Annotated in this window: 35 protein-coding genes; 5 read left to right on the forward strand and 30 right to left on the reverse strand. The window is 65.8% G+C overall.

The window, feature by feature from the left end; all coding sequences use genetic code 11:
- Positions 1-537: 537 nt before the first annotated feature.
- The 23 genes from D769_RS03055 to D769_RS03165 form a co-directional block, all read right to left on the reverse strand.
- Positions 538-753: a hypothetical protein gene (locus D769_RS03055; RefSeq protein WP_008641998.1), complete on the reverse strand. Its 216-nt coding sequence runs from the start codon at positions 751-753 to the stop codon at positions 538-540.
- Between the two features lie 357 nt (positions 754-1,110).
- On the reverse strand, positions 1,111-1,953 hold the full coding sequence (locus D769_RS03060) for a helix-turn-helix domain-containing protein (protein WP_008642000.1): 843 nt from the start codon (positions 1,951-1,953) through the stop codon (positions 1,111-1,113).
- 94 nt (positions 1,954-2,047) lie between these two features.
- A complete protein-coding gene (locus D769_RS03065; protein ID WP_152414917.1) occupies positions 2,048-2,809 on the reverse strand; it encodes a hypothetical protein in 762 nt (253 codons plus the stop codon).
- An 84-nt stretch (positions 2,810-2,893) separates the two neighbouring features.
- Entirely contained in the window at positions 2,894-3,319 is a 426-nt protein-coding gene (locus tag D769_RS03070; protein WP_008642004.1) for a hypothetical protein, read from the reverse strand.
- Between the two features lie 425 nt (positions 3,320-3,744).
- Positions 3,745-4,512, reverse strand: a complete 768-nt coding sequence (locus D769_RS03075; protein ID WP_008642006.1) for a helix-turn-helix domain-containing protein — start codon at positions 4,510-4,512, stop codon at positions 3,745-3,747.
- A complete protein-coding gene (locus D769_RS03080; RefSeq protein ID WP_152414918.1) occupies positions 4,509-4,880 on the reverse strand; it encodes a hypothetical protein in 372 nt (123 codons plus the stop codon). The genes D769_RS03075 and D769_RS03080 overlap by 4 nt, the downstream gene beginning before the upstream one ends.
- An 81-nt stretch (positions 4,881-4,961) precedes the next feature.
- Positions 4,962-5,420, reverse strand: coding sequence for a helix-turn-helix domain-containing protein (locus tag D769_RS32195; protein WP_008642008.1), 459 nt, complete (start codon positions 5,418-5,420; stop codon positions 4,962-4,964).
- 92 nt (positions 5,421-5,512) lie between these two features.
- Positions 5,513-5,932, reverse strand: coding sequence for a hypothetical protein (locus D769_RS32200; protein ID WP_008642009.1), 420 nt, complete (start codon positions 5,930-5,932; stop codon positions 5,513-5,515).
- A 356-nt stretch (positions 5,933-6,288) separates the two neighbouring features.
- Positions 6,289-6,981, reverse strand: coding sequence for a helix-turn-helix domain-containing protein (locus D769_RS03095; protein ID WP_008642010.1), 693 nt, complete (start codon positions 6,979-6,981; stop codon positions 6,289-6,291).
- A gap of 82 nt (positions 6,982-7,063) precedes the next feature.
- Entirely contained in the window at positions 7,064-7,774 is a 711-nt protein-coding gene (locus tag D769_RS32205; protein ID WP_008642011.1) for a hypothetical protein, read from the reverse strand.
- Between the two features lie 606 nt (positions 7,775-8,380).
- Entirely contained in the window at positions 8,381-8,701 is a 321-nt protein-coding gene (locus tag D769_RS03105) for a hypothetical protein (RefSeq protein WP_008642012.1), read from the reverse strand.
- 426 nt (positions 8,702-9,127) lie between these two features.
- Positions 9,128-9,529 (reverse strand): hypothetical protein, encoded by a 402-nt coding sequence (locus tag D769_RS03115; protein ID WP_008642013.1) that lies wholly within the window; start codon positions 9,527-9,529, stop codon positions 9,128-9,130.
- 506 nt (positions 9,530-10,035) lie between these two features.
- The gene (locus D769_RS03120; RefSeq protein WP_008642014.1) at positions 10,036-10,266 is read right to left on the reverse strand and encodes a hypothetical protein; all 231 of its coding nucleotides are present in this window, start codon (positions 10,264-10,266) and stop codon (positions 10,036-10,038) included.
- A gap of 57 nt (positions 10,267-10,323) precedes the next feature.
- Complete coding sequence (locus D769_RS03125; RefSeq protein WP_008642015.1) at positions 10,324-10,512, reverse strand: hypothetical protein; 189 nt, start codon at positions 10,510-10,512, stop codon at positions 10,324-10,326.
- Between the two features lie 402 nt (positions 10,513-10,914).
- Positions 10,915-12,507: an ankyrin repeat domain-containing protein gene (locus tag D769_RS03130; RefSeq protein ID WP_008642016.1), complete on the reverse strand. Its 1,593-nt coding sequence runs from the start codon at positions 12,505-12,507 to the stop codon at positions 10,915-10,917.
- Between the two features lie 223 nt (positions 12,508-12,730).
- The gene (locus D769_RS03135; RefSeq protein WP_008642017.1) at positions 12,731-12,964 is read right to left on the reverse strand and encodes a hypothetical protein; all 234 of its coding nucleotides are present in this window, start codon (positions 12,962-12,964) and stop codon (positions 12,731-12,733) included.
- Positions 12,965-13,017: 53 nt separating this feature from the next.
- Entirely contained in the window at positions 13,018-13,293 is a 276-nt protein-coding gene (locus D769_RS03140) for a hypothetical protein (RefSeq protein WP_008642018.1), read from the reverse strand.
- A 138-nt stretch (positions 13,294-13,431) separates the two neighbouring features.
- Positions 13,432-13,689: a hypothetical protein gene (locus D769_RS03145; RefSeq protein WP_008642019.1), complete on the reverse strand. Its 258-nt coding sequence runs from the start codon at positions 13,687-13,689 to the stop codon at positions 13,432-13,434.
- Complete coding sequence (locus tag D769_RS03150) at positions 13,676-13,990, reverse strand: hypothetical protein (RefSeq protein WP_008642020.1); 315 nt, start codon at positions 13,988-13,990, stop codon at positions 13,676-13,678. The genes D769_RS03145 and D769_RS03150 overlap by 14 nt, the downstream gene beginning before the upstream one ends.
- Before the next feature lie 43 nt (positions 13,991-14,033).
- The gene (locus D769_RS03155) at positions 14,034-14,573 is read right to left on the reverse strand and encodes a hypothetical protein (protein ID WP_008642022.1); all 540 of its coding nucleotides are present in this window, start codon (positions 14,571-14,573) and stop codon (positions 14,034-14,036) included.
- Positions 14,574-14,623: 50 nt separating this feature from the next.
- Positions 14,624-15,238: a hypothetical protein gene (locus D769_RS03160; RefSeq protein WP_008642024.1), complete on the reverse strand. Its 615-nt coding sequence runs from the start codon at positions 15,236-15,238 to the stop codon at positions 14,624-14,626.
- Positions 15,239-15,374: 136 nt separating this feature from the next.
- The gene (locus tag D769_RS32210) at positions 15,375-15,542 is read right to left on the reverse strand and encodes a hypothetical protein (RefSeq protein ID WP_155630251.1); all 168 of its coding nucleotides are present in this window, start codon (positions 15,540-15,542) and stop codon (positions 15,375-15,377) included.
- A 4-nt stretch (positions 15,543-15,546) separates the two neighbouring features.
- Complete coding sequence (locus D769_RS03165) at positions 15,547-16,008, reverse strand: hypothetical protein (protein WP_008642025.1); 462 nt, start codon at positions 16,006-16,008, stop codon at positions 15,547-15,549.
- Between the two features lie 479 nt (positions 16,009-16,487).
- On the opposite strand from D769_RS03165, the gene D769_RS03170 reads away from it, so the two are divergent.
- The gene (locus D769_RS03170) at positions 16,488-16,724 is read left to right on the forward strand and encodes a hypothetical protein (RefSeq protein WP_008642030.1); all 237 of its coding nucleotides are present in this window, start codon (positions 16,488-16,490) and stop codon (positions 16,722-16,724) included.
- 139 nt (positions 16,725-16,863) lie between these two features.
- Positions 16,864-17,121, forward strand: a complete 258-nt coding sequence (locus tag D769_RS03175) for a hypothetical protein (protein ID WP_008642032.1) — start codon at positions 16,864-16,866, stop codon at positions 17,119-17,121.
- Positions 17,122-17,184: 63 nt separating this feature from the next.
- Here the strand turns inward: D769_RS03175 and D769_RS03180 are convergent, their stop codons facing one another.
- Together D769_RS03180 and D769_RS03185 are read right to left on the reverse strand one after the other, a co-directional pair.
- The gene (locus D769_RS03180) at positions 17,185-17,502 is read right to left on the reverse strand and encodes a hypothetical protein (RefSeq protein ID WP_008642034.1); all 318 of its coding nucleotides are present in this window, start codon (positions 17,500-17,502) and stop codon (positions 17,185-17,187) included.
- Between the two features lie 62 nt (positions 17,503-17,564).
- A complete protein-coding gene (locus D769_RS03185; protein ID WP_008642036.1) occupies positions 17,565-18,245 on the reverse strand; it encodes an LPD29 domain-containing protein in 681 nt (226 codons plus the stop codon).
- A gap of 629 nt (positions 18,246-18,874) precedes the next feature.
- On the opposite strand from D769_RS03185, the gene D769_RS03190 reads away from it, so the two are divergent.
- From D769_RS03190 to D769_RS03200, 3 genes are all read left to right on the forward strand, one after another.
- Positions 18,875-19,594: a hypothetical protein gene (locus D769_RS03190; protein ID WP_008642039.1), complete on the forward strand. Its 720-nt coding sequence runs from the start codon at positions 18,875-18,877 to the stop codon at positions 19,592-19,594.
- Positions 19,595-19,713: 119 nt separating this feature from the next.
- Positions 19,714-21,579, forward strand: a complete 1,866-nt coding sequence (locus tag D769_RS03195) for a DUF262 domain-containing protein (RefSeq protein ID WP_008642040.1) — start codon at positions 19,714-19,716, stop codon at positions 21,577-21,579.
- Positions 21,580-21,723: 144 nt separating this feature from the next.
- Positions 21,724-22,497, forward strand: coding sequence for a hypothetical protein (locus tag D769_RS03200; protein ID WP_008642042.1), 774 nt, complete (start codon positions 21,724-21,726; stop codon positions 22,495-22,497).
- A gap of 90 nt (positions 22,498-22,587) precedes the next feature.
- Here D769_RS03200 and D769_RS03205 read toward each other — a convergent pair whose 3' ends face one another.
- From D769_RS03205 to D769_RS03225, 5 genes are all read right to left on the reverse strand, one after another.
- A complete protein-coding gene (locus D769_RS03205) occupies positions 22,588-23,151 on the reverse strand; it encodes a hypothetical protein (protein ID WP_008642044.1) in 564 nt (187 codons plus the stop codon).
- 169 nt (positions 23,152-23,320) lie between these two features.
- Positions 23,321-24,124 carry a hypothetical protein gene (locus D769_RS03210; protein WP_008642047.1) on the reverse strand — a complete coding sequence of 268 codons (804 nt, stop codon included), beginning with the start codon at positions 24,122-24,124 and terminating at the stop codon, positions 23,321-23,323.
- Positions 24,125-24,170: 46 nt separating this feature from the next.
- Positions 24,171-24,680, reverse strand: a complete 510-nt coding sequence (locus tag D769_RS30595) for an ankyrin repeat domain-containing protein (protein ID WP_008642049.1) — start codon at positions 24,678-24,680, stop codon at positions 24,171-24,173.
- Between the two features lie 13 nt (positions 24,681-24,693).
- Entirely contained in the window at positions 24,694-25,047 is a 354-nt protein-coding gene (locus tag D769_RS03220) for a hypothetical protein (protein WP_008642052.1), read from the reverse strand.
- Positions 25,048-25,052: 5 nt separating this feature from the next.
- A complete protein-coding gene (locus D769_RS03225) occupies positions 25,053-25,541 on the reverse strand; it encodes a hypothetical protein (protein WP_008642053.1) in 489 nt (162 codons plus the stop codon).
- Between the last annotated feature and the right edge of the window lie 266 nt (positions 25,542-25,807).

Genomic DNA, 25,807 nt, shown 5'->3' on the forward strand with positions numbered 1-25,807 from the left:
CCGGGGTCGTCGGTGGTGCGGGTGCCGCTGCCGTGGGGATCGTGTCCGCGCCGGTGAGCCTTCCGGTCGTGGCGGTGGCCGCCGGCGTCGGTCTCGCCGTCAGCGCGGTGAGCGCCCTCTGGGACAGCATTTTCGACTGACCGGACAAGCGGGGCCCGTGCCAGGGCACCCGCTTGCCCCGCAGCCTCACCACCCTGCCTCAATGGCACTTGCCCTTGCGTTTCCGTATCGGCCCCGCCGGTAAAGCCTGCAGTCTTTCGACCTGGTGCACGTGGTTCTCGAATCCCCGCCGGTCCGATGGGCTCACCGGGACCGCCATCCGTCGTCCGTTGGGCGCCACGAGTTTTCCGTGTGTCTTGCCCTTCATGTAGGTCCACCCCTGCTTGACCAGCCCTGCCACGTGGCGGTGGAGGTCCTTGTCGTTCGAGTAGTGCGGTTTGCCCATGTTCGTGGTCCGTCCAGCGGAGCGGGACGCTCCGGTACGGACGAACCCACCGTCGCCGGTGGGCCCTGGGCCAACGGTGGTGCTGGTGGTGGTCAGGCCATCGCCGCGCTGTACTCCGGTTGGGTGTCAAGCGCCGCGCGGATGACGTAGCCCTCCGCGAAGCTGTCGGACGTCAGCATCGCCGCGTCCAGCTCATCGACCGAGAGGCCCAGGCCGCGGGCGATGGCTTCAGCCTTGGTGGGTGCTTCGGTGTAGCGATCGTCGTTGCCGGCGTAGAAGCGGAACAGGTTCCAGGTGGGGGTGCTCATGGCGGGGTCCTCGGGGTGGTGGCGGTGCGTCGATCGCGCTGCCTATAAGTCCAGTGTAGAGAAACACTCGGACCCGTCAACGGTTTGACACAGCGATTCGCCGGGCCATCCATTTGTATTTTTCAATGGTCCCGCCACCGCTATAGCAGCCGGTCTAACCGTGCCAGGGCACGGCCCAGATGGGTACGGTGGAGCCCCGCCCCGTGCCTTCGGCGAGGTTCGGGGTGGCCCGGGTCCGGCGTTGGAGTGCCGGGCGGAGCCCCGGCGGGGTTGGGGTCATGGGGCCCGGTCGTGCTGATTGCGACGCACTAACGACAAGCCCACCGCGACGGTGGGCCCTGGGTGCAGCGGCTGCGCTCAGCAGGTCTGCTCGATGCCCCCTTTGGGTTTGGGTCCCGTGCGCGCCTTGGCCTTCTGCATGAACTCGTCAAGGTCTTCTCGCCGGACCAACCGTCGGCCGTCGATCAGGACCGTGGCCAGTTGCCCTTTGTTCACGTACTGATGTGCGCGCTGTCGGGTGACGCCCAGCTCGCGGGCAACGTCCGACGGCGTCAGCATGCCGTTGGCCAGCGCCGCGAGCACCTCGGGCCCATTTGCCTTCGTGATACGTGACCTGAGCGTGTCGAGGTCCTCCCGCCGAATCCAATGACGGCGACGCACCAAAACCGAAGCAAGATGCCCGACCTTCACGTGATACCTCACCGTGGCGTCATCCACCCCCAACTCGAGGGCCGCGTCCCCAACGGTCATCAGGCCGGCCGGGGCAGCCTTGGCGGCCAAGGCCGCCCTGAACGTCTCCAGCTCTTCCGGCCGCACAAGCCGGTGCCCGCCGACCACCACCACGGGAAGGTTTCCGTGGCGGACGTGATACCACACGGTGCTCTCCGCCACACCGAGCTGTCGTGCAGAATCCGCTTGCGTCAGCATCCCCTCGGCCATCCCGCGGCGAACGTCCTGCCCCTGCGACCGGGCAATGGCCCAGTCGACGCTCCGGTTCTTCCTCCATTCGATCTCGAACGCTTCGAGGTCCGCCCTCCGAACCCAGTCAAATCCGTCCTGCTGAACGGTGGCCAGACGGCCCTTCTCGATGTAGTACCTCACGTTGCTCGCGTTCACGCCCAACTGCCGTGCGGCGGCTGCCTTCGTCATCAGCTCGCTGCTGAAAGCGGCGTCAAGCTCTGCTCGGTTCGGTGTCGACATGCTGCTTCTCCAACGTTGTGGGGCTCCGGGCCCCGGTACCCCGAAACCCACCGTTTTGCGGTGGGCCCTGGGTCAACGTTGGTGCAGCGGGTGGTCAGAGCCGCGACCGGGCCCGGGCCCGCATGGGCTCCTCGACGGGTTCCGCGTCGAGCGCCTGGCGAAGGTGCCGCGCTTCGATGTTCGTCACCATGTCCTGCAGGACCGGTTTGCTGCGCTTCCACGTCACCGTCTTGGCGAGCCCGAGGTCAGCGCCATGCTTCGCCGCCAGGCTCGCGGCCTCGTCGATCCACGCGATGTCCGCTTCGCTGAACGATTTCTTGTGAGCCAGCACGCCGATCGACCTGGCCGCGTTCGGTCGGCACACGCACAGCAGCAAGACCAGCCACAACGGACCCTGCATAAAATCTGAGCCGTTGTCGTTGAGCCCCGGGGTCACGTAGAGCGAGACCTCGCGATTCAGGTCGGCACCCAGGAGCACCACCAACTCCGGGTAGACGTCGGGCTGTACACCGTAGGTGTTCGCGACCCGCCAGACGGCGGCCACGGGGTCCTCGTCTCTCGCGACCCGCCAGACGGCAGCCATGGGGTTCTTGTCGCTCAGGGTCAGGAGTTCGCCGATGAACGCCGCACGACCGGCCGGCGCCCGCACCATCCCGATCACCTGGTACAACCAGGTTTCCAGGTAGAACGGAAACCGCTCGGGCACCGCTGTCCTGTCTTCACCGCAAAACCGGGCCTTGATGGCGGCTAAGGCCTCGTCGTAGCGCCCCGTGTAGATCAGCGTCTGCACCGGGGATTCCGCCTGTTGATAGCGCTCCCGACGGTCTTGCACAGCTTTCAGTTCATCGTTCGTCATGTCGTGCCCCATGGGTGTGGGAGGGATGGTACCCAGAATGCCGCGTTCCCGCGGCCCCGGGATCAACGTGGGTGGTGGTGCCGATCAGGCGGCCAGCGCCAGGCCCTCCTGCGCTTCGCGCTCGCCCGGAAGGTAGCCGTCCTCGTCATATGGGCACGGGCCAGCCGGAGCACCGTTCTGGAACGCGTCGAGGACGTCCAGCAGGGTCCGGCGCACCGCTTGCCATTCGGGGGTCTCCGGCCACACGCGTGTGCGCTGCACCTTCGGCTCAAGCCACTTGCCGGACCGGCTGCGGACCAAGGTCACGCGTTCGATGCGGCCGTGCTCCTCCATGCCGTACTCCAGCGACACGCCCAGGCCATCCTCGGCGCGCTCGACCACCTCCTCCAGGCTGGTCGCTTCGAACACCGCGCCGGTGTGGGCGATGAATCGAACGATGGACTTGGTAGCTTTCCCCTTCTGGAACGTGAAGAGCTTTTGCGTGTTGGTGTGCGGGGTGGCGGTGGTCATGAAGAACTCCGTGGGTGGGGTGGTGGCGGGGCGTCGATCGCGCGCTGCCCATACTTCCAGTTTACGAAAACGATCAACTCAAGCAACACCGGTAAGCGGGATTTATGCGGTAAGAACGCAGAAACTTTGTGCTATCGGACGAACGGTCGACCCTCGCCGATGAATGGTGGATCCACCCGGTGGAGCCGTGCCGTGGCACATGCGAAAAACGGGGCTCGCGCCCCACTCGCCCTCCGGGCCCTCACCTCGCGTTCGCCGCCTTCCTCTCACCACCTGGCCTGGGCCCGCCACCTCCGCGTGCGGTGCGATGTTCGGGCCATCGCCCTGGAGCCCCGCTTCGTCCGCTCCGCGGGTCCGGGGTCGAGTGGGCCTTGTGCCCAAGATTTTGGTGTTCGCGCTGGTGCCGGTGGTCCCCGCCCCCTGGTTCAGCCCTGGGCCCGGGCCGCCTTGTCCCGCCGGCGCTTCAACGCCTGCACCGACTTCACAGGGTAGCGCCAGTACCGCCCGACGCGGACCCGGTCGAGCTGGCCCCGCTCGGCGAACCACCCGATGGTGCTGCGGTCGGCCACGCCCAGGACCTCGGCCGCCTCCTTCGCGCTCAGGGTGCCCGGCACGTGGCGGTCCTGCTTCGCGCGCTCCGCCAGGAAACGGTCCAGCTCGACCTGGTGGAACCGGCGCCGGCCGCTGGCGTCGACGAACGCCGTCAGCTCGCCCCGCTTCACCGCGTCGTTCAACGTGTTGAGGTGACGGAGCGGGGAGTTGACCTGCCCCAGCGAGCAGTACCGCGCGGCCTGGGACGCGGTCAGCCCCTCGCGCTGCACCGCCAGGGCCTTGACGTGAGCCGCAATGCTCTTGCGCGAGAACGACCACCGGCCCCGATCGTCCAGGGTCCCGGCCAGCACGCCACGGGACGCCCACTCGCGAACCGTGGTGATCGCCACCTCGAGCAGCGCCGCCGCCTCGCGGGCCCCGACGCGGGACGTGTCGGTGGTCCGTGCCTTGTAGCTGTCCAGCTCGGCTACCGGGATGAACCATGCGCCCCGGGCGTCCTGCAGCCCGTGCAGGTGGCCCGCCTGAATCTTGCGCCAGACCGCCGCCTTGCTCGACGCGGCGAGGCCCAGGTGCACGGTGGCGTCGGCCAGCCCGAGGCAGGGCTTGCCGTTGATGGTGGTGGGGGTCGCGCGTGCGGTCATGGTCGGTCGGGCTCCTGAAGCGTGAAGGGTAAGGCATGGGCCTCGTTACGCCAAAACCCGCGTTGCCGCGGGCCCTGGGCTGAACGTGTTGGCGACGTTTCACGTGTACCGGGTGCCGGTGGGCCGGTGGGCCGGTGGGTGATCCCCACCTCGGTCGTCCAGAAGTCGTCGATCGCCTGCTTCGAGAACCGGAACGGGTGCCGGTGCTTCGTCTGGGTCGGCTTCGGCAGCGACGCCGTCGCGCCCATCGTTCCACCAGCGCCGACCAGCAGGGGCTCACGGCCACCGTACAGGCGGTGGTTGACCTCGTTCTCGGGAAGGCCCATCGCGTCGGAAAGGCCGCGAACGTCAAGTTCACCGGAAAACACTGGATACCTCATCGGGGGGTTGTGGTACCCCAAAACCAGCCCTCTTCGGACTGGCCCTGCCCCCAGAGGTGGTGGTCCCGGTCAGTGCCCGTCGCGGCGCTGCTTGAACGCGTCGAGGTCGGAGCGTTGCACCAGGCGGCGGCCGGCGACGGTCACGGTGGCGAGGTTGCCGCGGTGCACGTGAAAGTGGAGCAACTGGCGGGACATGCCCAGCTCGCGCGCCGCGTCCGCCGGGGTCAGCAGGCCCTGGGCCTGGGCGTCGAGGAGGGTCTGCAGGCGCTGCCGTGCCGTGAGGAACGTTTGTCGCCGGGCCTCCCGCGCGGTCCTATCGATCTGTGCCAAGGCACGGGCCAGCCGCAACGCCTCGACCGACGACGGGTCGACGTGGTGCTTCGAGCGATGGGGGCTGCTGGACGGATCCGGGTTGGCGCCCAGGGTGAGCACGCCGGCGCGGAGGAACTGCATCACACGCCCGTCGCTGACGCCCAGGGCCTGGGCCGTTTCTTTGACGGTCAACGGGGAGGACGGTGCGGGGGTCATGGAACGGCTCCGGTGCGGTGGAAGCCCAGGGGCTTGTACCGCAAAGCCCACCGGTGAGGGTGGGCCCTGGTCGAACGGTGAAGCCTTGGGGGTCAGGCGGTGTGCTGCGCGTCGTACACGTACTGCGCTTCCCTTGCCACCGCCGCGCACTCGCGGACGATCTCGGCGCCCAACGCCTTGGCTGCGGGCGACGCCTCCCACTCGTCCGGGAAGCCTGCAAATATGTCCTTCACGTCGAGCGCGTCCTGGCCATTGAAGTCGCCGGTGAGCTTCAGGATGGCGATGTACACGTCCGCCATGCCCCACGACTCCCACGGCGCCTCTTCTACCATGCCGTCCGTACCGCGCTGGTACACGACGGTGTGGGTGGCGCCGTCGATGGTCACGTTGACGTAAAGGTTGGTGCTGTAGACCTCCGGGTTCGGATCGAACTCGTCGAACACTTCGATGCGGTCCACCGCGATGCTGGAGAGGATTGCGTCTTGAACGGCTTGGGTGAGGATCGTTGCCATGTTGGGCTCCTTGGGGTGGTTTTGGCATTGCGTTGATCGCGCTGCCTACATACTTACCTTCTCGTACCAAGGGCCTTCAGTCAAAGGTTTAAGGCATGACGAAACAAGGTATTCCGTTGTTTTTCAATGGTATTTTTCTATGCCGCTCGTCTTGCCTATAGCACGTTTTAACGTGTGCCTTGGCACGTATAAACCAGGGCTCACGCCCCGCCTCACCCCCTTGCCTCCAGCCCCTTCCTCACGCATCGCTTGACCACCCCGCCGGCCTAGGCCCCGCTTCGTCCGCTGCGCGGTATCGGGGCGAGTGGGCCCTGTGCCCAGGGTTTTGACGTTGCTGTTTCGCCGGTTCCGGCTTTTCACCGCACCCTGCCCGCATGTTCCAACGCGATCCCCGCAAGGCGCGATGCGCGGAGCTTCTTGAACGCGTCGAGGTCGGACCGTCGCACCAGGCGGTGGCCACCCACCGTCACGGTCAACAGGCGCCCGCGATTCACGAGTTGGCTGACGGCCTGACGGCTGATGCCCAAGTCCCGCGCTACGTCGGTCGGGGTCAACAGGCCCTCGGCCAGGGCTTCGCGGAGCGCGCTCACACGTTCACGTTCGGCGATCAGATCCAGCCGTCGGGCCTCGCGCTCCTCCGGGGTTTTCGGCTTGATCGTCGCCAGACGTTGGTCGCGCAACGCTTCCACCTCCGCACGGGCCAGGTGGTGCTTGCGATGCTTGCCCTGGGCCACCGCGCCGCCCGTCGTGGTGAGCTTCCCTTCATCGACAAGCTGGAACACACGCCCTTTGCTCACCCCCAGGGCCTCGGCCGCCTCGGTGGTGGTCATGAGGTCGGACGGCGTCGCCTTGTCCGCACGTTGATCCCGCAACGCGACCACGTCCGCTGGGCCCAGGCGGTGCTTACGGTGCCGGCCCGGCACCACTGCGCCGCCCGAGCTGGGGAGCTTCCCCTCGTCGATGAGCTGCAAAACCCGGTTTTTGCTGATGCCCAAGGCCTGGGCCGCCTCGGCGACGGTCATGTGGGAATCTTGTGCGGGGGTGAACATGGGCGGCTCCGAATCGTTCGTGGTTGTGGTACCCCAAAGCCAGCCCTCGCGGACTGGCCCTGGTTGAACGTGGAGTCTCGGGTTAGGCGTAGATCTCGCCGCTCTCGTAAGCCTCCCGTTCCGCGCGTTCTTCCTGGCGGATCGCCTGCCGCTCTGCGTAGCGCCGGTAGACCTCGGCCGGTTCGAGGTGGAAGTGGAACATGTCGGCCTGGCCGGCCTCGCACCAGTCCCCATCGTTGCTCTTCGCGAACACGTCGAAACGGAGCAGGTTGGCGAACTTTTCGGTGCTGTGCTCGAACACCAGAACAGCCCGTTCGCTGTCCAGGCCCACCGCGTTGCCGTTGGCGTCCACGCCGAACTCGGGGGTGATCACCAGCTCAGCCGCGCGCTTCGTGTCGAAATCGGCCTGCTCGGCCTCGGCCACCTGAGCGATCTTCTGGTCGATCGCGAGGCCCAGGTTGAACGCTTCGGTCGACACGTGGTCTTCCGACTTGTGCTCGAACATGTCCAGCACGTCGTCCGCTTCTTCGTCGTTGTACTCGCCGGTCAGCTTCATGACGGCAACGTAGACGTCGACGATGCCGCAGCCGTCGTCCGGTGCGCGTTCCACCTCACCGTCCGTGCCGCGCTCATGCACGACAGTGTAGGTCGTGCCGTCGATGGTCACGTCGACGTAGACGTTGGTGCTGTAGACCTCCGGATCGTGTTCGTCGTCGAACGTCTCGATGTCGTTCAGCTCGACGCTGGCGAGGATTGCGTCTTGAACGTCTTGGGTCAGGGCGGTGCTGGTCATGATGAACTCCGTGGGGTGGGGTTTGGCGTTGCGTCGATCGCGCTGCCTACATAACAAGTCTCTCGTACCACCCGACGAAAGCAAGCGGTCCTAGCACTGAATACCCGCCTTCTTCAATGTATTTTTAAATGATGGTGCGCTGCCCTATAGCCTTTATCAACATGTGCCGTGGCACGGCTAAAAATCTGCCCACGGTGCAGTCCGGACTCAGTCCAGGGTCAACCGTGCTCGGTCCAGGCCCGGGCCAGGTGATGGTGCTGCGACTTGGACAGGCCTCGGACGCCCTGCCCGCCTGGCTTCCGGTCATGGTTGTCCAGGTGTCCAAGGGGAAGGGAGGTACGGGGCCCGCGTGTGCTGGTCGAACCATGGCCTCGCCGTCGGACCGGCGGATCCAGCTTCACCAGGTGGTTTTTGCCTGGACACCTGGACAGATCGGACCCAGGACGCGCTGGCCCTTGCCCCACGGGACGTTCAGCTCCGCCCGTTGTCCAGGGTGTGAGCCACGGGTGCCCGGACAGCAGCGCCCCGCAGCCCGGACAAGAGCCCGGCCGTGCCCGCTGCGCGGTGACCGGGGGTGTTGCCTTTGCATTTGACCGGCCCGGGCCGCTAGGCCCCCGGGTTGGTGTTGGCGCTGGCGCGGGGTTGCCGTTTCGTGTGCGGCTTGCGGGGTGGCTTGAGCCACGCGTTCAGCACCGCTTCGACCACCAGGGCGTCCGGTTTCTTGTCGTGTTTGTAGAGCCAGGCCTGATGCAGCAGGTCGCGCAACGGCACCCCGTCCAGGACGCGGTCCCGGCACCCCACGCTTACGAGCAGGTGCACGGTGAACAGCACGTGCTGCTCGTGAAAGTACCCGGACGCCGGGTGCTGCGCGCCCAGGGCCTGCACCAGCTCGACCAGCAGGCCGTCCAACTCGGGCCGCTGGACCATGGCCCGCGGGGTGATGCTTCGCCAGACGTCCCACCACCTCGCTGTGGCTGGGCGTGTCGGGCATCAGCGCGAACACATGCTCCGGCAGGCGATACCCGAGGTCGAAGCGCTGCGTGGTGCCGGTGCCCGCTTCGATCAGCCGGAGAACCGTCGGGGCGTCGAAGGTGCGCACCGCCGCCACGATTCGGGCCCGGTGCGACTGCGCCCGGTCGATCGCCGCTTCCAGCTCCGTGAGCGCGGCCCTCGCCTGGTCAGCGACGCTTTGTGTGTCGTGCACGGCCTCGGCCGGCGGCAGGACGGGGAACGGACGTGGGACATTGGCGGTGCGCATGGTGGGTCCTGGTTTGGTCGTGGTGGGCTCGGGCCCCGGTGGTACGGACGAACCCGCGTTGCCGCGGGCCCAGGGTGAACGGTGGATGGGGTGGCTTACAGCTCGGAGCCTTCGAAGTTCCAGGAGCAGTAGAGGTCACCGCTCTCGGCGGTTTCGCGCTTGACCACCAGCGCGGTGTTTTCCCACTCGGCGCGGTCGTCCAGGTCGTCCTCGGTCGCCGGGTATTGCTCGTTGAACGTGCTCAAGAACCCTTCCTCGTTGACGAACCCGTCTTCCATGGCATGGAGGACGCGGCGGACATGCGAGGCCTCGCGGTCGCCTTCGCCGCTTACGTTGACGTGCAGCGTGACAGCATGGATGACGCGCGGGTCGGTGTTCGGGAACAGCTCGCCGACGAGCGCGTAGAACTTCTGGTTGTTGACCAGGGTGAAGTCTTCAGCTTCGGTTTCGGCGAACTCGCCTTCGAGCTGGTCGATGGTCAGGGACGTGATGGTCATGGTGGGGCTCCTTGGGGGTGGTTTTGGCGGTGCGTCGATCGCGCTGCCTACATATTTACCTTCTCGTACCAAGACCCTCTAGTCAAAGGTTTGAGGCATGACGAAAGAAGGTATCCCGTTGTTTTTCAATGGTATTTTGCTATGGCAAGCCAGGTCTCTATAGCTACGATTAGCCCGTGCCATTGCACACCTCAACACCGACACCCGGCCGCATTCGCGCCCGCACCAACCCCGGTCCCTCCGGGCCGTTTCTGCTCCGCAGTGCTGGGGTGGGCGCGATGACACGCTGACGTGGACGTGGTCCTCCACCACCTGCCCTGAGCCCCGCCCCTGCCCTTGGCGCCGTTCGGGGTGCGGTGGTCCCGCCTTTGGAGTGCCGGGCCTCCGGCCCCGGCGGGGTTTCACCGGGTCTCAGCACCACCACGCGGACGGCGCGCTGGTCGTCCTCTGCCCCGTACAGCAAAAAGCCCGCCGATCAGCGAGCCCCGGTGCCAGGCGTCCAGCGGTTACGCGCGCTCGACGCGGACGCCGCCCTTGGGTCCTCTTTCGAGGACGAAATCCGGGTATTCCACCACCTCGTCCATCGTGTCCGCGATGTGAAGCGACGCGGTGATGGACTGGCCGTAGCGGTCCAGCTCGTCCGACGTTTCGCGGAACGCTGCGATCGCGCCGGCCTTCGAGGTGTACTTCACGGCGTCCTCGAGGTAATCGTCGCCCATGCGAAGAAAGTAAGCCATGGTGTTCTCCTGTTGTTCGGTTGGTGCAGGCCCCAGGGCGCTGCGGTTCGGGTTCGGTCAGGCGTTGCTCACGCGGACGTTCCACCACTGGCCGCCGGTGAAGCGCATGAGGATTCGCGCGCCGTTGAGCACCACCTCCCGGGTGTCGCCTTCCCCTGCTGTTCGCTGGTGAGCCTCGGGGGTGCGGGGGAACGCCGCGGTGTGGTTGTTCGGGGTGGTGCTGCTGCGGGTGGTGGTCGTGCTCATGGTTCTGCCCTTCCTCGTCGTTGTTGCCGTGTTCGCTGGAGCCGCCTCGACGCGGAATGAGCGATGCCCAGGGCAACGTGCAGGGGCAGGACCGGAGGCCGCACGCACGACCGGAGGGAGGGACCGGGTGAGGACCTGGCGAAGCGAACCTTTGCGCGGTGTACGGGCTGAGCTACGCGTCGAAGAAGAGGCGGAACGGGGAACACGCAACGGGGTGAACGACGGGCCCAGGACGGCACAGCCACGACGGTTCCCGCAGCATCAGCACCACGGCACGGGCGCGGTTGCCCGTGCGCTTCTGAGCCAGGCGACGCTGGACGTGGAAGGAGGAAAGGCCCCGGGTGGGGCCTTGAAGGTGTGCCAGGGCACGGACGTGCCCCTGATCTGGTGGTGGTCGAGCGGTCAGAGCCGACGCCGCGCCGCGCTTGCAGGGGCGGCCGGGGCCTCGTCCGCCACTTTTCGGAGGATCCTAGCTTCGTACTCTCGGCAGTACGCCTCGACGGTCGATGAGTACGTACCCCCGTCGACCCGGGCGAAGTTACCGATGATCGGCATGGGGTCGAGCCCGGCCGCCACCAGCCGTTCGAACAGTTTGAAATGACCGTGCACGACCGCGTAGTGCCCTGCGTTCCATCCGTCGTCGCTCTGGAGGTGCACGTCGGCACCCGCCGTGAGCAGCACGTTGACCGTGGCCAGGTAGCCCGCACTTGCAGCCTTCATCAAAGCCGTCTCACCGCTGGTGGCCGTTTCGTTGACGTCCGCCCCGTGCGTAAGGAGGTACGCCACCAGCTTCGCGGTCTTCGTGTCGCTGAGGTACGGCTCGTCGGCGATGGTGGTCAGCAGCGCACCCGAGCCCAGGAAACCGGTGCTGAGGTTGGTGTGGGCCGGATTCGCGCCAGCCTCGATCAACCGTTCGATGTGGGACTGGGAGCGCCAGCACCCGTTGAACAACCGGTTGAATGCCGCGTGCGTGCGCTCCGGTCGACGCGGATGCCGCGCACGGTAAGCCTGGACGGCGTGGAGTTGCTGGGTGAACCGGTGCTCCGCCCAGGCCAACGCGACGGCGCGGTGAGCGGCCTTACCCTGCTGCATCCACCCGCGCTTGCCGTTTGGAAGCGCCAGGATCGCGTTGACCGTGACGCACCCGGGGAGGTGGTGGGCGAGGATGTCGAGCACGCGCCAGGCCTGGGCCACGTCCAGCGGTTGCGCCAGTTCGTAGAAGCGCACGGTCTCTAGGTAGTTGAACGTCTGGCGCGGATCGCCCCCGTCCACGTGCCCGAAGATCTTCCACCAGAGGGGCGTAGCGTCCCGGGTGGTCCCGTCGATGCCAAACGTGACGTACGCGCCGGAACTCATGCCGTCCCGAGCTACGGCGGCCCCGATCAGCGCGTCGAACAGCCCCTCATGCCCCTGCTGGACCAACGGCTCGGCCTTCGCGAGGAAGTCCGCGAGGTCATCGCCCTTGCGATACGTGATGTCGATCGCCTCCACCATGCGGTCCACCTGGGCCCGGGCCTCCGGGGGGAGGTCCACCGCGAACGGTTTGCGCCGCGACGGCGGCGCCGGAGGAACGAAGGCCTGCAGGCGCGCGTTCCAGTCGTCCCACATGGCGTTGGCCTCGGCCAAGGTCACCTCGCGGTTGAGCCGCTGCTCCATGGCCCTGTACAGCCGGTCGCGCTCCGCGAAGGACAGCGTTACGGTGCCGCAGAACGGGAGGGCGTCAGCCCCCGCCAGGAACGCTTCATCGTGGGCCGCCTCGCACGCGGCGCAGGTCCACACGTACTCCTGCTCTTGCTCGTAAGCCATGGTGGCGCCGCACGACGGGCAAGGCGGGTTCAGGTGGGGCGACGCAACGTGGACATCGCCGGCGTGGTAATCCTTTGCCTCCGTTCGCTGGGAACGGGCGAAACGGACCATGTGGATGCGCTTCTCGCTGCCGGGCGGTTCGTTCCGGAAATCGGCGGACGTGCGAAGCTGTTGTGCGTTGACGCTCATGGTGGCTCCCCTCCAGGGCTGCGGTGTTTCGATCGTTCGTTCTGATTTAGCGGGTTCTGGCCCGCCGTCAAGTCGTGATGGTGGAACGGTGAGTCAATCCAGGAGTCGTGCCATGGCACGGACTGGGACGGGCCAGCCCCATGACCCCACCCGGCGCAAGGGGCCGGGGTGAGTGCCTCCGGCCCAGGCCGCGGGACACACTGTTACCCCCCGGCCACCGGCGTCAGTCGGTGGCGACGTACGCCGTAAAGGCGACCACGTAGCCCACGCCATCAGGGTGCTTGGGGAGGTACGCGAAGGCCGTGAGCACGTGGTCGTGGAAGACCGCCTGGCCCGTCGCCGCGCCGTCGAACAGACCGACCGTGACAGCGAGCCATGCCGCATAGAGGACGTTGAGCGCTTCGACGGGGAGCAGGGCCGCGAGCTGAATGAGGTGGGACAGGACGAGCAGGGACATGGAAGGACACCGTGGTGGGTGGTGGTAAGGGTGATGGCGCTGAACGGCCCAGCTCAGAAAAGATTGTTTTGGATCGAATGGGTCACGGCATCGGCAGCCGGGTTGTCGCTCGACGATGCGATAGACCCGTCGGGCCCGCCCTCTTCCGGTTTCTGCGTGGTGCCCGTCGTGTCGGTGTTGCCGCCACATCCACCTGCATACTTCATGATGACGATGACCATCACCACCGTCCCACCCACCATCGCGGCGGTTACGATCGAAGCGAGAGCGACGTAAAACACTTGGATGAGGATGAAGAACGAGAAGAAGTCGTAGGCGGACGAGAACATAGGGGCACCTCGGTGGGTTGGTTGGTGGCGACGCTCCTCCGCGTCACCTCATGTTTTAACGTAGCGGGATTCGCGCGCTCGTCAAGCGTTCGGCCGGCCCTTTGGATGAACGGTCTACCCGTGCCAGGGCACGGTCCTTCAGAAGGTCACGACGGTGAGCTGCACCTGGCCGGGCCCCTGACCCTGCGTGCGGTGCTCGACGGTGGGCGGTGCGTTCGCGCTGCAGGTGGGGTCCCGCTGGTCCGTGGACACGCTGCACGCGCTGAGCACCGTGACGGACACGGTCATGGTGGCCCGGGCCTGCTTCGCGTGAACCGGCCCCGCCGCGACGAGCAGCAGGGCCAGCAGCGCATAGGCCAGGCGGTGCTGCGCGAGTCCGCCGTTACGCGTGCGCACGGGACGTCTCGCCCGGGTCCCGGAAAAGCAGGACCATCAGCGTGAGGAACACTGCCAGGCCCAAGGGGATGCCCACGCACCAGATGGGGCCGGCGTTGTCGGGCCAGCCCAGGGTGTGGTCGCTCGTCAGCGCTCGCACGACGATGCCGGGGCCGACCGCGAGGCTCAGGCCCACGCCAGCCCCGACCATGTACGAAAACACGGCAGAGGCGAGCACGGTCAGGCAGACCGGGCAAAGGAACGCCACGAGCGTCAGCACGCACGCGCCCCCGAGAAACAACTGCATCGGGTCGAATACCATGGGCTCATCCTCCCTGGTTCGTTGCTGGCCTGCGGCCTCCGGTTTACGGCTTCGGATCGTAGACGACGCCGTACTCCGCCCCTTCCCCGTTCCGGTCCGCCAGCACCACGACGATGTAGCTGTCCTTGAGCACCCCGTGCCACTCCTGGACACCGTTGTGGTCCGTGAAATCCGGCAGGCCCACGGTGTCGCTCGTGCTGTCGCTGAACTCCTGGGCGTACCGCGCGTCGGCGAACGACAGGATGACCCAGTCGATCGTCCCGTTGTGCGTGGTGACGTCGGTCGCGCCGAACACCAGGCGCCCGGCCCCGTCCTTCACCGGCGGGAGCCCGTGGACCTCCGCGGTGCCGTACCCGTCGATCTCGGGCGCGGTGAGCACGCACGGCGCGGTGGCGGTCGACGGATCGCCCTTGCACTCGTGGAACGACGCCACGGGCACGCCGATGGGAACGCCGTTGAGCGTCAGGTGGCCGTGGGCGTCACGGTCCAGCAGGCGCAGAGACGGGGCCGAGGGAGCCGCGTGCGCGGTGCCGAGGGTCAGGCCGACCAGGGCCAAGATGGTGGTGAGGATGTGCTTGCGCATGATGGTGATGGTCTCCTATGGTTGGGATGGGTGTCCAAAAAGGTGGCGGGTTAGTTCTTGGTGCGAAGGGAGATGAAGGAATCCCAGTCGCCGCCGGTGAGCATGACGGTCTGACCACCTTTCATCTGCCAGGTCAGATCCTCGAGGTCGTTGTCCCTGCGCGTCGGCTCACCGAAGCTATCGATCATCTTGAACTGCATGTTGAACGGTGCCGCTTTGCTGAGGTCCGCATAAACGGATTCGATCTCCGTCGAATAACCCTTCGTATCGACCCAGACATCGGTCACCACCGGGTCGCCCCTGCGGTCTTTAGCCACAGGAAAGCCAAAAACCTCCGCCCTGTTCAGCTTGAAAATATCGTCTCGAACCAACGGGCCATGGCAAAGCACGGTCGTTTTCTTAGGATTGCCTTTGCAGGCGGGCATCGCCTCGTCGATGTCAACGCCCACCGCGACGCCGTCCAACGTCATGTTCTTCTTCCGGTCCGTGCCTACGAGCGTTTCACCGACGTTGGTGTAAGCGTTCCGCGCATGCGCGGTCATGCTCGATGTTTGGCTCCGATGAAGCATCGCGTCGACCACGGTCACCAGTCCAACGCCGGCCAAGCCGCCGATCACGGCTCCGATAACGATGGCGCAGCACTGTTTGACGATGAAGTTGCCCATGGGTCCCCCTGTATGCGATGTGATCCTGCTCTGTCCCCAACTTAGCGGGTCTTGCACGCTGGTCAAGCCCCGACGGGTGGTTTTTTAACTGTGCCATGGCACGGTCACGCTGAAGCGCTATGGGCCCGTGCAGTGGTCAGAGCCGTGCCCTCGGTCGCCGCGCCGGCTCTTCCTCCACCAGGGCGGCCAGGACCTCGCGCTCGGCGCGGATCTGATCCGCCCGGTGCGCGTCGTGCTCCGCGAGGATTCCCGCGAAGCCCTGCTGCAGGTCGTCGTTGGCGAGGAGGTCGGCCACGGTGCTCATCGGATCAGGCCGCTTCGAGGACGGGTTGAGCGAAGGCCTGGGCCGCGCGTTCCGCGACGCCATCCAGGCGCGCGAGGACCTGCGCCGCGAACTGGCCCACGGGACTGGTGCGGCCGGCGCTGCGGAGGTAGTGGTGCTCGAGCTGGTCTTCCTGGTGGCCGTCGCCCTCGAACCGGAAGCGCTCCCCGAACATGAGCGTGAGCTGGAACAGGACCCAGGCGAGGCCGCTCTCGTCCGCCGGTGCCCGCGACACGCGGCCCTGGTCGTCCGTCTCGTAGGTGACGCCGTAGGTCTTGGCGCCGATCGTGAGGGTGGTCTCGATGCTCAGGCGCGTGGCGTTCAGGGCGAACACGCCCCCGTCGTCGTACCCGTGGTCGCGCTCGTCACCAGGGACGGCGATCGAGCGGGCCCAGGCGAGTTTGACGCTGGACAGGATGGCGTGAAGCTGTTGCGGGTCGGTCGGCATGGTCGGTCTCCAGGGGCGGGGCTTGGCGGTTCGCGTGCCCTATCCATTCAACCTAGCGGTCCGATGCGTTCGTGTAAAACGCACCTGTCATAAACCGGGGCCGGCCCGCTCGTTTCTCCGATGGTATTTCTTCATCGGGTACGGCGAGGCTATAGCATGGAGCCGTGCCAAGGCACGGGTTGAGGTCGGACGGGTACTCGGGAGGAGAACCGCAGGATTCAGGTGGGAAAGGCGGTGCTGACGCCCAGGTTGCGGACAGCGAACGATGACCCAGGCCCACGGCGCGCAGCGGGGTTTCCCTGCCCTCGCCTTCTGCGGGTTTTGACATTGGCGCCTGGTCCCGGGTTTTGCCCGTGAGGGTCTTGCCAAGCCCGTACGACCTGCTAGGTCCTGGGGTAGGCGCTCGGTGGCTCCCCGCCGACGGCATCGGACCCGCCCATCCGCCGCACCACCCCGGGCTCACGCAATGGGAGGAGGCCATGCTCAACGTTTTAACCTCGCTCGACCACCTTCTGACGGTGCTGCTACCCTTCGTGGCCGTGGCCCTGTTCGTCCTGTTCACCGTGCTGAACGTCGTGAAGCAACGCCGGGAGCGTGAACGCCGCGAGGCCGCGATGCTGGCCGCCCAGGCCCAGGCCCAGGCCCGGTCGAACCCCGCGCAGAACGAGGCGCGCGGTTTCATGGGGATCCAGGCCCGCATCAACGTCCCGTTCTGATCGCCGATCGAGCGATCGTCCAGCGGCCCGCCCGGGCCGCTTTTCGTTGGTCACGCCACCGTGTTGACATGCCGCCAGGACCCGCTAAGTACAGGGTGACGGCCCCGCCCGGGCGCCACTCACTGGAGGAGATAAGCCCATGCTCGCACACGTCGGAATCGTTCTGGCGGTCATCGCCGGACTGTTCGTGCTGGTCACCGTGTTCGGCGTGTTCCTGAAACGCCTGAACGACAAGCGTCATGCCCGAGAGGTCCGTGCCGCGCGTGCTGCGTTCGACGCAAAGACCGCCCGCCTGGCGGCCGACGTGGCCGCGGCCGAGTCCAACAAGGTGAAGGCGGACCAGGCGGTGCTGGACGCGCTCGGGAACCCGCTGATCGGGGACGCCACGCGTCACTGATCGACGTGCAGCACCATGCAAACGCGGCCCACCCGGGCCGCTTCGTTTTGCTGCCTGTGCTGCTCATCCGTGGCACGGGCACGGGTCCCCCCGCTCGTTGTTGCAGCCCGAGCAGTTCTGCATGTCCATCAGGTCGTCGTACCAGGTCCAGCCGCTGAGCCATTCGCGTTTCAGTTCGGGAACGTCGACGAAGAACATGGGCACCGGGATGTCCTCCCCCGTTTCGTGCGCGCGCTGCGCGTCCTGGGAGCCCAGGGCCTGGGCGTCGACCAACGGGGACCAGGTCTCGTCTTCCCCGTCGGGGTTGGCGATCAGGGCGAGCTTCGCGAGGACGTACTCGCACCGTGCGTTCAGGTAGGGATTGGTGCTGGTGTAGGCCATGAAGGGGATCTCCGGGGAGGGGGTGCGGGACCGTCAAACCGTAGCGTGCGGTCCCCTTGGGTTCACGCTTTCCGGGGCTTGCGCACGAACAAGCCGGCGGCCGTCGCGCTGCGCGGGTAGCCTTGGACGTCCGTGTGGTCGTGCAACGCGCTCTCGACGTCGGTGTGGAGGGTGTTGCCGGCGAAGTGAACACCGTAGAGGGCGACGGCCACCAGGGCGCCCTTCTTGAAGCTCTCCACGGTCAGCAGCTTGCGGGTCTCCGGGTCCAGGCGGCCGACGTGGCGGTGGGCCAGGCGCTGCAGGACACTGCCCACCAGGCTGTCAGAAAACTTGCGCTTGACGGTGATGCGACCAGCGCCCAGGCGAACGCGTTGCGGGCCCTGCGCGGTCAGGCGGAAATGCTCCACCGGGGTCGTACCGCCCCACTGGCCCGGGGTCGACGATTGCAGCGGGAGGAGGAGCTTGTTCACCTGTTGCTCGCGGGGGCCGTCCGTCCATTCGACGTGGAGCCGTGCGCCGTTCGCGTCGCGTTGGGTCTTGACGTAAAAGCCCGTGGCCGGGAACGCCTCACGCAGCACCTGCTGGACGAGCTGGGCCGTCTCGACCAAGGTCAATACCGTTTTCAGCACTTCCGGGGTGGTCGCCGTGGCCGGTGCCTTGGGGTGGTTGTTAAACCGTGCTTTTTGGTGGGTCGGGACGTTGCTGTTCGGGGTTTGCGTGCTGTGCTGTTGTGCGCTGGTCATGGTCTTGCCCTCGTCGTGAAGTGGGTGCTTTTCGGAGCCGTCGGTGCGCCTGAAGCAGCACGGGGACACCCGGCGCAATGGCCCGCCCGGAGGCCGCACGCCCGACAGGGATCGGGTGAGGACGGGGTTCACGGACCATTGCGCATCAAGGGTGGCCCTGTGCCAGGCGTCGCTTAACCGACGGGTTCGAAAGCGCCTCACGACGAGGCTGGATCGGCGCACAACGGGGGAGCCCAGCACGCGCGTAGGGGTTCGAGCGCTCGGGACACCGGGCGCGTTCGTTCGGCGCGTCAGCGCATGGTGGGAGGACGTTCAGGGGGTGGCAGGACTTGGCGCATGGCGCCCTGCTCGCTTCACCGCGGTGTCGCGTTGTCCACGCCGTCCATCAGCCGGTCGGCGAGCGCGGGGGCCGCGCGATGTCCGGCCGTGCCGCCTGGGCAAGACCTACGGTTCTTGCGAAGGGGCGGCTGTGCTGTGGCCGAGGTGGGCAACGCGTGCGGCCAATGTATAGTCGTTGCTGAACCCAACGACGGTCAGGCAACCGTCGGCGTTACAGCCCCAGCGGCCACATAGCGTCAGCGCTCGGCGGCGCCATGGCCTATTGCACATCAACGGAAGAGAGGCACCCCGTGAGCATCGAGGAGTTCTCCCACATCGAGCATCAGTTGGTCCTTGGTGCAGAAGAGCGTTATGGCGACTTCTTCACCAACGCTCGTGATGTAACCCTGTTGCTCTCGAACATCATGAGGTGGCCAACCAAGGATTGCGACATCTTCATACGCTTCCTTTCGCAGATGAAGAAGGGTCACACGTTGTGCCTGATGTCGCTGGTGAGGCAGCACCGGATTCAGGCCAAAATGGTCTTGCGCTACTTTCTCGAATCGACCGTACATGCGGCGTATTCATTGGTCCACGTCGACACAACGAACTATTTCGATACGACAGAAGGCAAGAAGCACGACCCGCAAAAGGCTTCGAGAGCGGCCTACGCCTGGCTCGGTCAGCATTTCAAGGCGCAATCCGACGAGATCAAACGGATGAAGGATCTGATCAACGAGCAAACCGCCCACGCGAACGTCTACAACAGTTTCCACAACTTCGAGTTCGTTGGCGGTGAAAACGCCGCCATCTATACCAGCTACTTCGACTTTGACGACGACCACTGGTTGAAGGTCGACCTCTGGGAGTGCGGCCAGGCCGGCCTGGTCGCAGCAGATCTGATCCTTGCGATTCGAAAACAGTACGGCGGATTTTTCCCGTCGCGGGATGCGGACAAACTTCCCCAACTGATTGACACGTCCAACCGCCTTCTGGATCTGCTGGGAGAGCAAGCGAAACCGCCAGCGTGATGCCTCGGGGCACTTATGGTGAGCCCTTTCGGGAACGATGGTGAGCCTTTCCGGGGAGCGCCGCTGGTATAGTAGCGATCGAAAATCGCCCTGAAAAACAGGCTCGCACGAGGGACCAAATGAGCAACTACCAAGACCGGATCAAACCGGTTGACTTCGGCATCCAGACGTATCTCGGCAACATCCAGGCCGGGTCCTACCAGATTCCGACGTTCCAGCGCGACGTCGTGTGGGAGCGCGGCAACGTCAAGCTGCTCTGGGACAGCGTGTACAAGTTCTACCCGTTGGGCAGCATCCTGGTTTGGCGCACCCCGCTGCCGCTCCATAGCCACCGCAGCATCGGCGGTCACGTCCTGACCGAACCGCTCAACGCGGCCGAGTACCGCTACATCCTGGACGGCCAGCAGCGCACGACCTCGCTCTACACCTCGATCTACGGTGGAACGATCGAGGGGCAATCCACCGACCCCAGCGTCTACGTCGACCTGTCCATCGCCCTCAAAGGGCCGACGGACGACGAGAGCTACCGCGAACGCTTCCTGTTCTGGGACGAGATCGACGACAAGGACGGCGCCCTGATCCGCAACAAGGGCCGCCAGATGCGGTACACCCAAGGCTTGATCGTCTCCCTGCGCGACATCGTGTTTGACTTCGGCAAGCTCGACAGCAAGCTGTCGAACCTCCCGTACGAAGCCCCCGAGCGTCAGCGCCTGCGCCAGATGCAAAGCATCCTGGCGAACTACCGCCTTTCGTTCATCGAGCTGCACGGGATCGAGGTCTCAGAGGTCTGCCAGATCTTCGAGCGGGTGAACCAAGCCGGGCGGCCCCTCAACATCTTCGACATCGTGGTGGCGAAGACCTACCGCGTGGCGAACCCCGAGGCGGGCATCACCGGGTTCTACCTGCGCGATCTGATCCAGGGCTTCCGGACCAGCCTGGGTACGTCGAACTATGCCCTGCTGGACGACTGGACCTTTTTGCAGATGGTGGCGGTGTGTGTACGCATCCACCAGCAGAAGGTACAGGGTCGCGCGACCGTGGCGAACATCACCGACAAGTACCTCAATGAGCTGAAAGCCGAGGACATCGAGGCAGTGTGGGAAGGCGCCCAGGCGGCGATCCGCAAGACCTTGGGCTTCCTCGACAACACGCTCGACCTGAACGGGCCGAACCTGATCCCGTACCGGTACGTCTACATGACGTTGACGGGCTACTTCTTCGACAACCCGGCGCCGAGCCTCGATCTGGCCCAGCGGTATTTCTGGTTCTCGTCCTTCCACCAGAGCGACCTGCTGAGCAACACAACGGGCCTCTGGGAGCACGTCGATCAGCTCAGGGACGGCGACGGCTCCAAGGTGTTCAGTAAGGGATTCACGCTGGACCGCAACGCGCTGCGCCTGACGCAATACTCGACGCGTGGTGGTCGTGCGCGTGCCCTGCTGGCGTTCTACGCCCACCACCATCCGCGCGACTGGGGTCAAGGCCACGGGCCGGTGCTCAACGCCGTCTACTACACGCTGACCGACCGGCCGAACCTCCACCACATCTTCCCGAGCGATTTTGTGGCGAAGTCGAACCTGCAGCACAAGGATCTGTCGGACAGCCTGCTGAACATCGCCTACCTGCCGCAGCTCACGAACCTGCAAATCTCCAACAAGAACCCGCTGGACTACCTCGGGTCGTACGTGGGCCTTTCGACCCGGGCCCGCGAAGCGTTCCTCGACGTGCTGAAATCGCACCTGGTGCCCACGGAAATCGTGGAATGGCAGGAGACCCTGACGGAACTGCCGCCGGACGCGCTGGAGCGGTTCATCGAGGCGCGCCTGGACCTGGTGCTCGAAGCACTGGAGAAAAAGCTCGACGGGATCACCACGAAGATATACGACAGCGCGCCGCCCCCGTTGGCGAAAGCCGTTGCATCGGCGAACGCGGAGAGCACCGTCGTAACCCCGCAGGCGGATGACACCACATCGGCTAACGCTTGAGCTTCCTCGGACCCGTTAAGCCCGGTCGACGAACGCTGTCCGGGCATCGGCATGTCGCGCCCAGTCGCACAGTGCTACTTCCCGTCAAAACTACGATTGCCGCCCCATAGACGTCTCCTACGGCTCAACGCAAGAGTCAATATCATGAATCTAGACGAAGCAATCACGTTGTTGAAAGGCGACTTCGGCAAGGAGCTTCTCCATAATGCCCGAAACTACGCGATACCGTTGGCATGGGGGATCGAAGAAAGTGGCGAGTGGACGATACTTTCAAACGGCACAGCATTCATTCTCGACTGCGGCCAAGGTCCCTTCCTCGTAACCGCTGCGCATGTCTATGAGGGGTATCTTGAAGCGCGGGAAGAACACGCGGCTCTGCGTTGCCAGCTCGGTATGCTGGAGTTCCGTCTTGAGCAACGACTAATCTGCACCCTCGGACAAACGGTGCTCGACATCGCAACTTTCAAGATCGAGCCTGACGAGATTGCGGCACTAAACAAGCAAATCTGCCATGGCCCCGCTGATTGGCCACCACGAAATGCTGCTGAGGGCGATGCCGTGTTTTTTGGTGGTTTTCCTGGCGTCGAGCGCAGGCAGATCGCTGAAGACACGATCAATCAAGGATTCTACGTCGCACTGACGCCCGTGTCGTCTTCGAGCGAACGTCAGTTCGGATGCGCCTTCGAACGAGAGAACTGGATCGACACTTTGGGCCATGGCATTCCGGCAGAGGATTACGACTTAGGCGGAGTCAGCGGCGGGCCAATGCTTCTCCTGAATGAATCAGAGGGCGGCATTTTCTCGTGGCACATTATCGGCGTCGTCTACAACGCGACAAATGCGCTCGGGGAAATCGTGCTCGCACATCATGTGAGTTCGATTAAGGCGGATGGCAGCCTAATCGCGCCGGCCCGATGAGCGCTTCCGGCTTGCTCGAAGCCACCATAAGCTTGGCCAGGTAGTCGGCCCACGGCGCGGGGGCAATGACCTAGAAGCCCGGCCCTGCGGTCAGCCGTGGAGCGCCACCCGCACGTCGGTGCCCTGCCCGTCGTCCGAACTTCCCACGGTCAGCGTCGCGCCGTTCGGCAGGACCCAGTGCCCCTCCTCGCTCCACCCATCCTCGGCCCTGTGCCCTGGCACATACGCGGTTGCGCCGAGCGTGCGCGCAATCGAGCGCGCCCACGCCGGGTCACCGTAGGCCTGGTCGAGCGTGTAGACGACGGCCTGGACCGTGCCGTGCACCACCTCCACGGTCGTCATGCGTGCGCCCTGATTCGGCGTCGCGCCGTACACGCTGTAGAAGCCGTCCCCGGTGATCGCGTCGGTTTGGGGTGGCGTCACCCGGTCGAGCACCACGCAGGGCCTGAGCGCCGCGTACGGGTCCCCCGAGCAGGCCGGCCCCACGGTGGCGAGCGGGACGCCCAGCGTGATCGTCGGGGCGGTGACCACGCCCGCTGCGTGGGCCCGCGGGGCTGTGGCCGCGGTGGCGATCAGGGCAGCGATCGCCACCAGGCTCGTGGCCAAGGTACCGAACAGGAAAGCGTTGAAAATGCGCGCGTGACGGTTGGGCATCGGGGTCTCCTCCTCCGGTTGGGTCGTAAGCCCAACATGACGGGTCGTGCTGGCCTGTCAACCCCAAGCTGTGCCAGGGCACGCGGTAGGACGCTGAGTATGGTCGGTGGGCGTCAGCGTATCGCCCGATCCTCCGGATCGGGGTTTTGCCTCCGGGACTCGCCCAGCGTCACAACCGGCGACGGGGACGGTGGACAGGGGGTGCCTCCACCTCGATCTCGGCCGCCGCCGCGCTCAGCTCGATGTCCTCGATGAACTGGCGAAGCTCGGCGTTTTCCACGTGGACGCGCACCTCGCGGAGCGCCGCCCACAGATGGAGCTCGATGCCGCTCACGTCGCCACCCGCGTCCAGAAGCAAGTCAAGACTTGCCAGGCACGCAGGGTCGTAGGTCGCATCCTCGGCTGCATGCTGCACCACGTGATAGCCCGGCTCAGCGCCTTCGGCGAGGAGGACTTTCACCAGTTCCGGGTTCATGTACAGGTTGCGCAACGCAAAGTTCAGCACTTCTTGGCGGAGTTCTCGCAGCTCGGGATGGCTCAACGCCGTGGGAACAAAGTCGGGCTTCAAATCGTAGACGAACGTCCCATCGGCCAGCCTGGCGCCATGGGGTAGGGTTCCACCACGGTGGCCACGGCCACCCTGCACCGCCGCCCGTGCCGCCGCCTCGGTCAACGCCTGGTTGCGCGTGACACCCGTGGCGCCGGCCGCCAGGTAGGCGTCGAGCAGCGGGACCCACTCGTCCAGCTCGGTGCCCAAGCAAATCCGGTTGAAAGCGGCCTGCCACATCGGTTGGCCTGCAACACCCACCGGCGTGAGACGACGACGTTGACCTTCCTTATGGCCCACATCCAGGACCACGTCGACCTTCAAGGGGGCGTTAAGCCTGGATGCTGACGCCTGGGGCGACAGCGATTCGACAGCGCGACAGCAGCGGTTGTACCGGAAGCGCTGGATGCTGCTGATGATGGTCATGGTCTCCTCCTCGGTTTGATGGTCCGTGCCAGGGCACAGCGTTGGGTCAACGCCGTTGCGGGCGCTTCGGACGCTTCTGGCCGTTGGCCTTGGCGGTGTCGATGGCGAACCTGGTGGCGACGCGCACCAGCTCCTTGTCGCCGTCGGACAGGTGGTCGGCCACGGCCCAGGTCAGGTAGTCGATCGGTCGCCGCCCCTTCGCGTCGGTGAGCAGCGGGTCGGCCCCGGCCTTGAGCAGCAGCTCGATGGTGCCGTCGCCGATGCTCTGCACCACGGCCATGTGCAGCGCGGTACCGCCCCAGCGGACCGCCACCTGGTTCACCGGTGCGCCTGCGTCGAGCAGCATGCGCACGATCTCAACGTTGCCGATCGCCAGGCCCAACGGGGTGGTGCCCGGGTGCATGCAACGGCCCGACGGTTCGGTGGTGCGACGCGTCAGGTCCGCACCGGCTGCGATGACCTGGGCCACCCAGTCGGTATTGCCCGCGTTGATGGCCGCTTCCAAGGCCCAGTCGTCGAGCGGGTAACCGGGGGCGGTGCTGGTGGTGATCGTCATGGTGTGGTCCGATTCAGAAGCGCCGGCGGCCCTTCGGTTGTTCGCGTTCCGAGGCGTGCGCGGCCTGGTCCGCCGCGGCCCTCAGTTCCCGCCGCTCGTGGTCCAGCTTGGCTTCCGCCCAATCCTCAAGGAGGATGACCTCGCTGAAAAAGCCCAGCCGTCGGCGCATCCCGGCGTAGTGCGGGTCCGACGGTCGGTGCCCCAGGCGCGCGAACACCTGCTCCACCGTTCGAACGGGATCCCCCGCATGAACGAGACGCCGACCGAACGCGTCGTCGTCCACGTGTCGCGCGGTCGCCCTCACGTCGCTCACCACGTCCGGGCGGGTGAGCCAGTCGTCCGGATGGGTTTCACTGGGATGGGTCATGGCGATTACTCGGACAGGTCCACGTCGTCCTCGTCGGACACGTGGTGGCGGGACGGGAAGGCTTTGCGGTGGGCGGCGTTGGTCCGGGCTTCGGTCCAGTGCAGGAGGCCAGCGCTCGCGACGAAGAAGAACAGGACCAGTGCCACGCTGCAGGCCAGCGCGCCAAGGTTGAAGGCCAGACCGTGCAGGCCCATGGCCAGAAGGGCGTACTTCGTCCCGCAGACCAGCAAAAACGTCGCCCATAGGGCGGTCGACCAAGCGAACGCAAGCGACCGGATCCAACAATCGAACGACCCGTGGTCCTCGTCGAGCATCCACCGCTGAAACGGTGCGGTCAGCCAGAAGCCCAGGAACAGCGAGAGCCAGGCGGCCACGCCGATGACGTTGGACTCCGTCGCGGACCAGAGATGGACGAACGGTGGCATGTTGGCCACCGACAGGACCAGCGTCGGGATCAGGGCCAGCCAGCGGAGGGGCAAGCGATTGTCGTTCATGCGGGAAAGGTCTCCGGAGGGTGGCGAGCCCCGCGATCGCGTTGCCCATGACTTCAACCTAGCGGGATTTTCGGCTCGGTCAATAGCCGTGCCAGGGCACGGGCTAAAACCGGGGCTCGCGCCCCACTCCAACCCCTTCCTGACGGCCACCTTCCCCACGCACCGCTGCACCTGCCGCATGGCCCTGGGCCCCGCTTCCTGCCGCTTCGCGGTACCGGGGGGAGTGGGCCCTGTGCCCAGGTCTTGGTTGGCGCGGGGTCGAGCCT

The sequence above is a fragment of the Cupriavidus sp. HMR-1 genome, from assembly GCF_000319775.1.
Taxonomy (GTDB): Bacteria; Pseudomonadota; Gammaproteobacteria; order Burkholderiales; family Burkholderiaceae; genus Cupriavidus; species Cupriavidus metallidurans.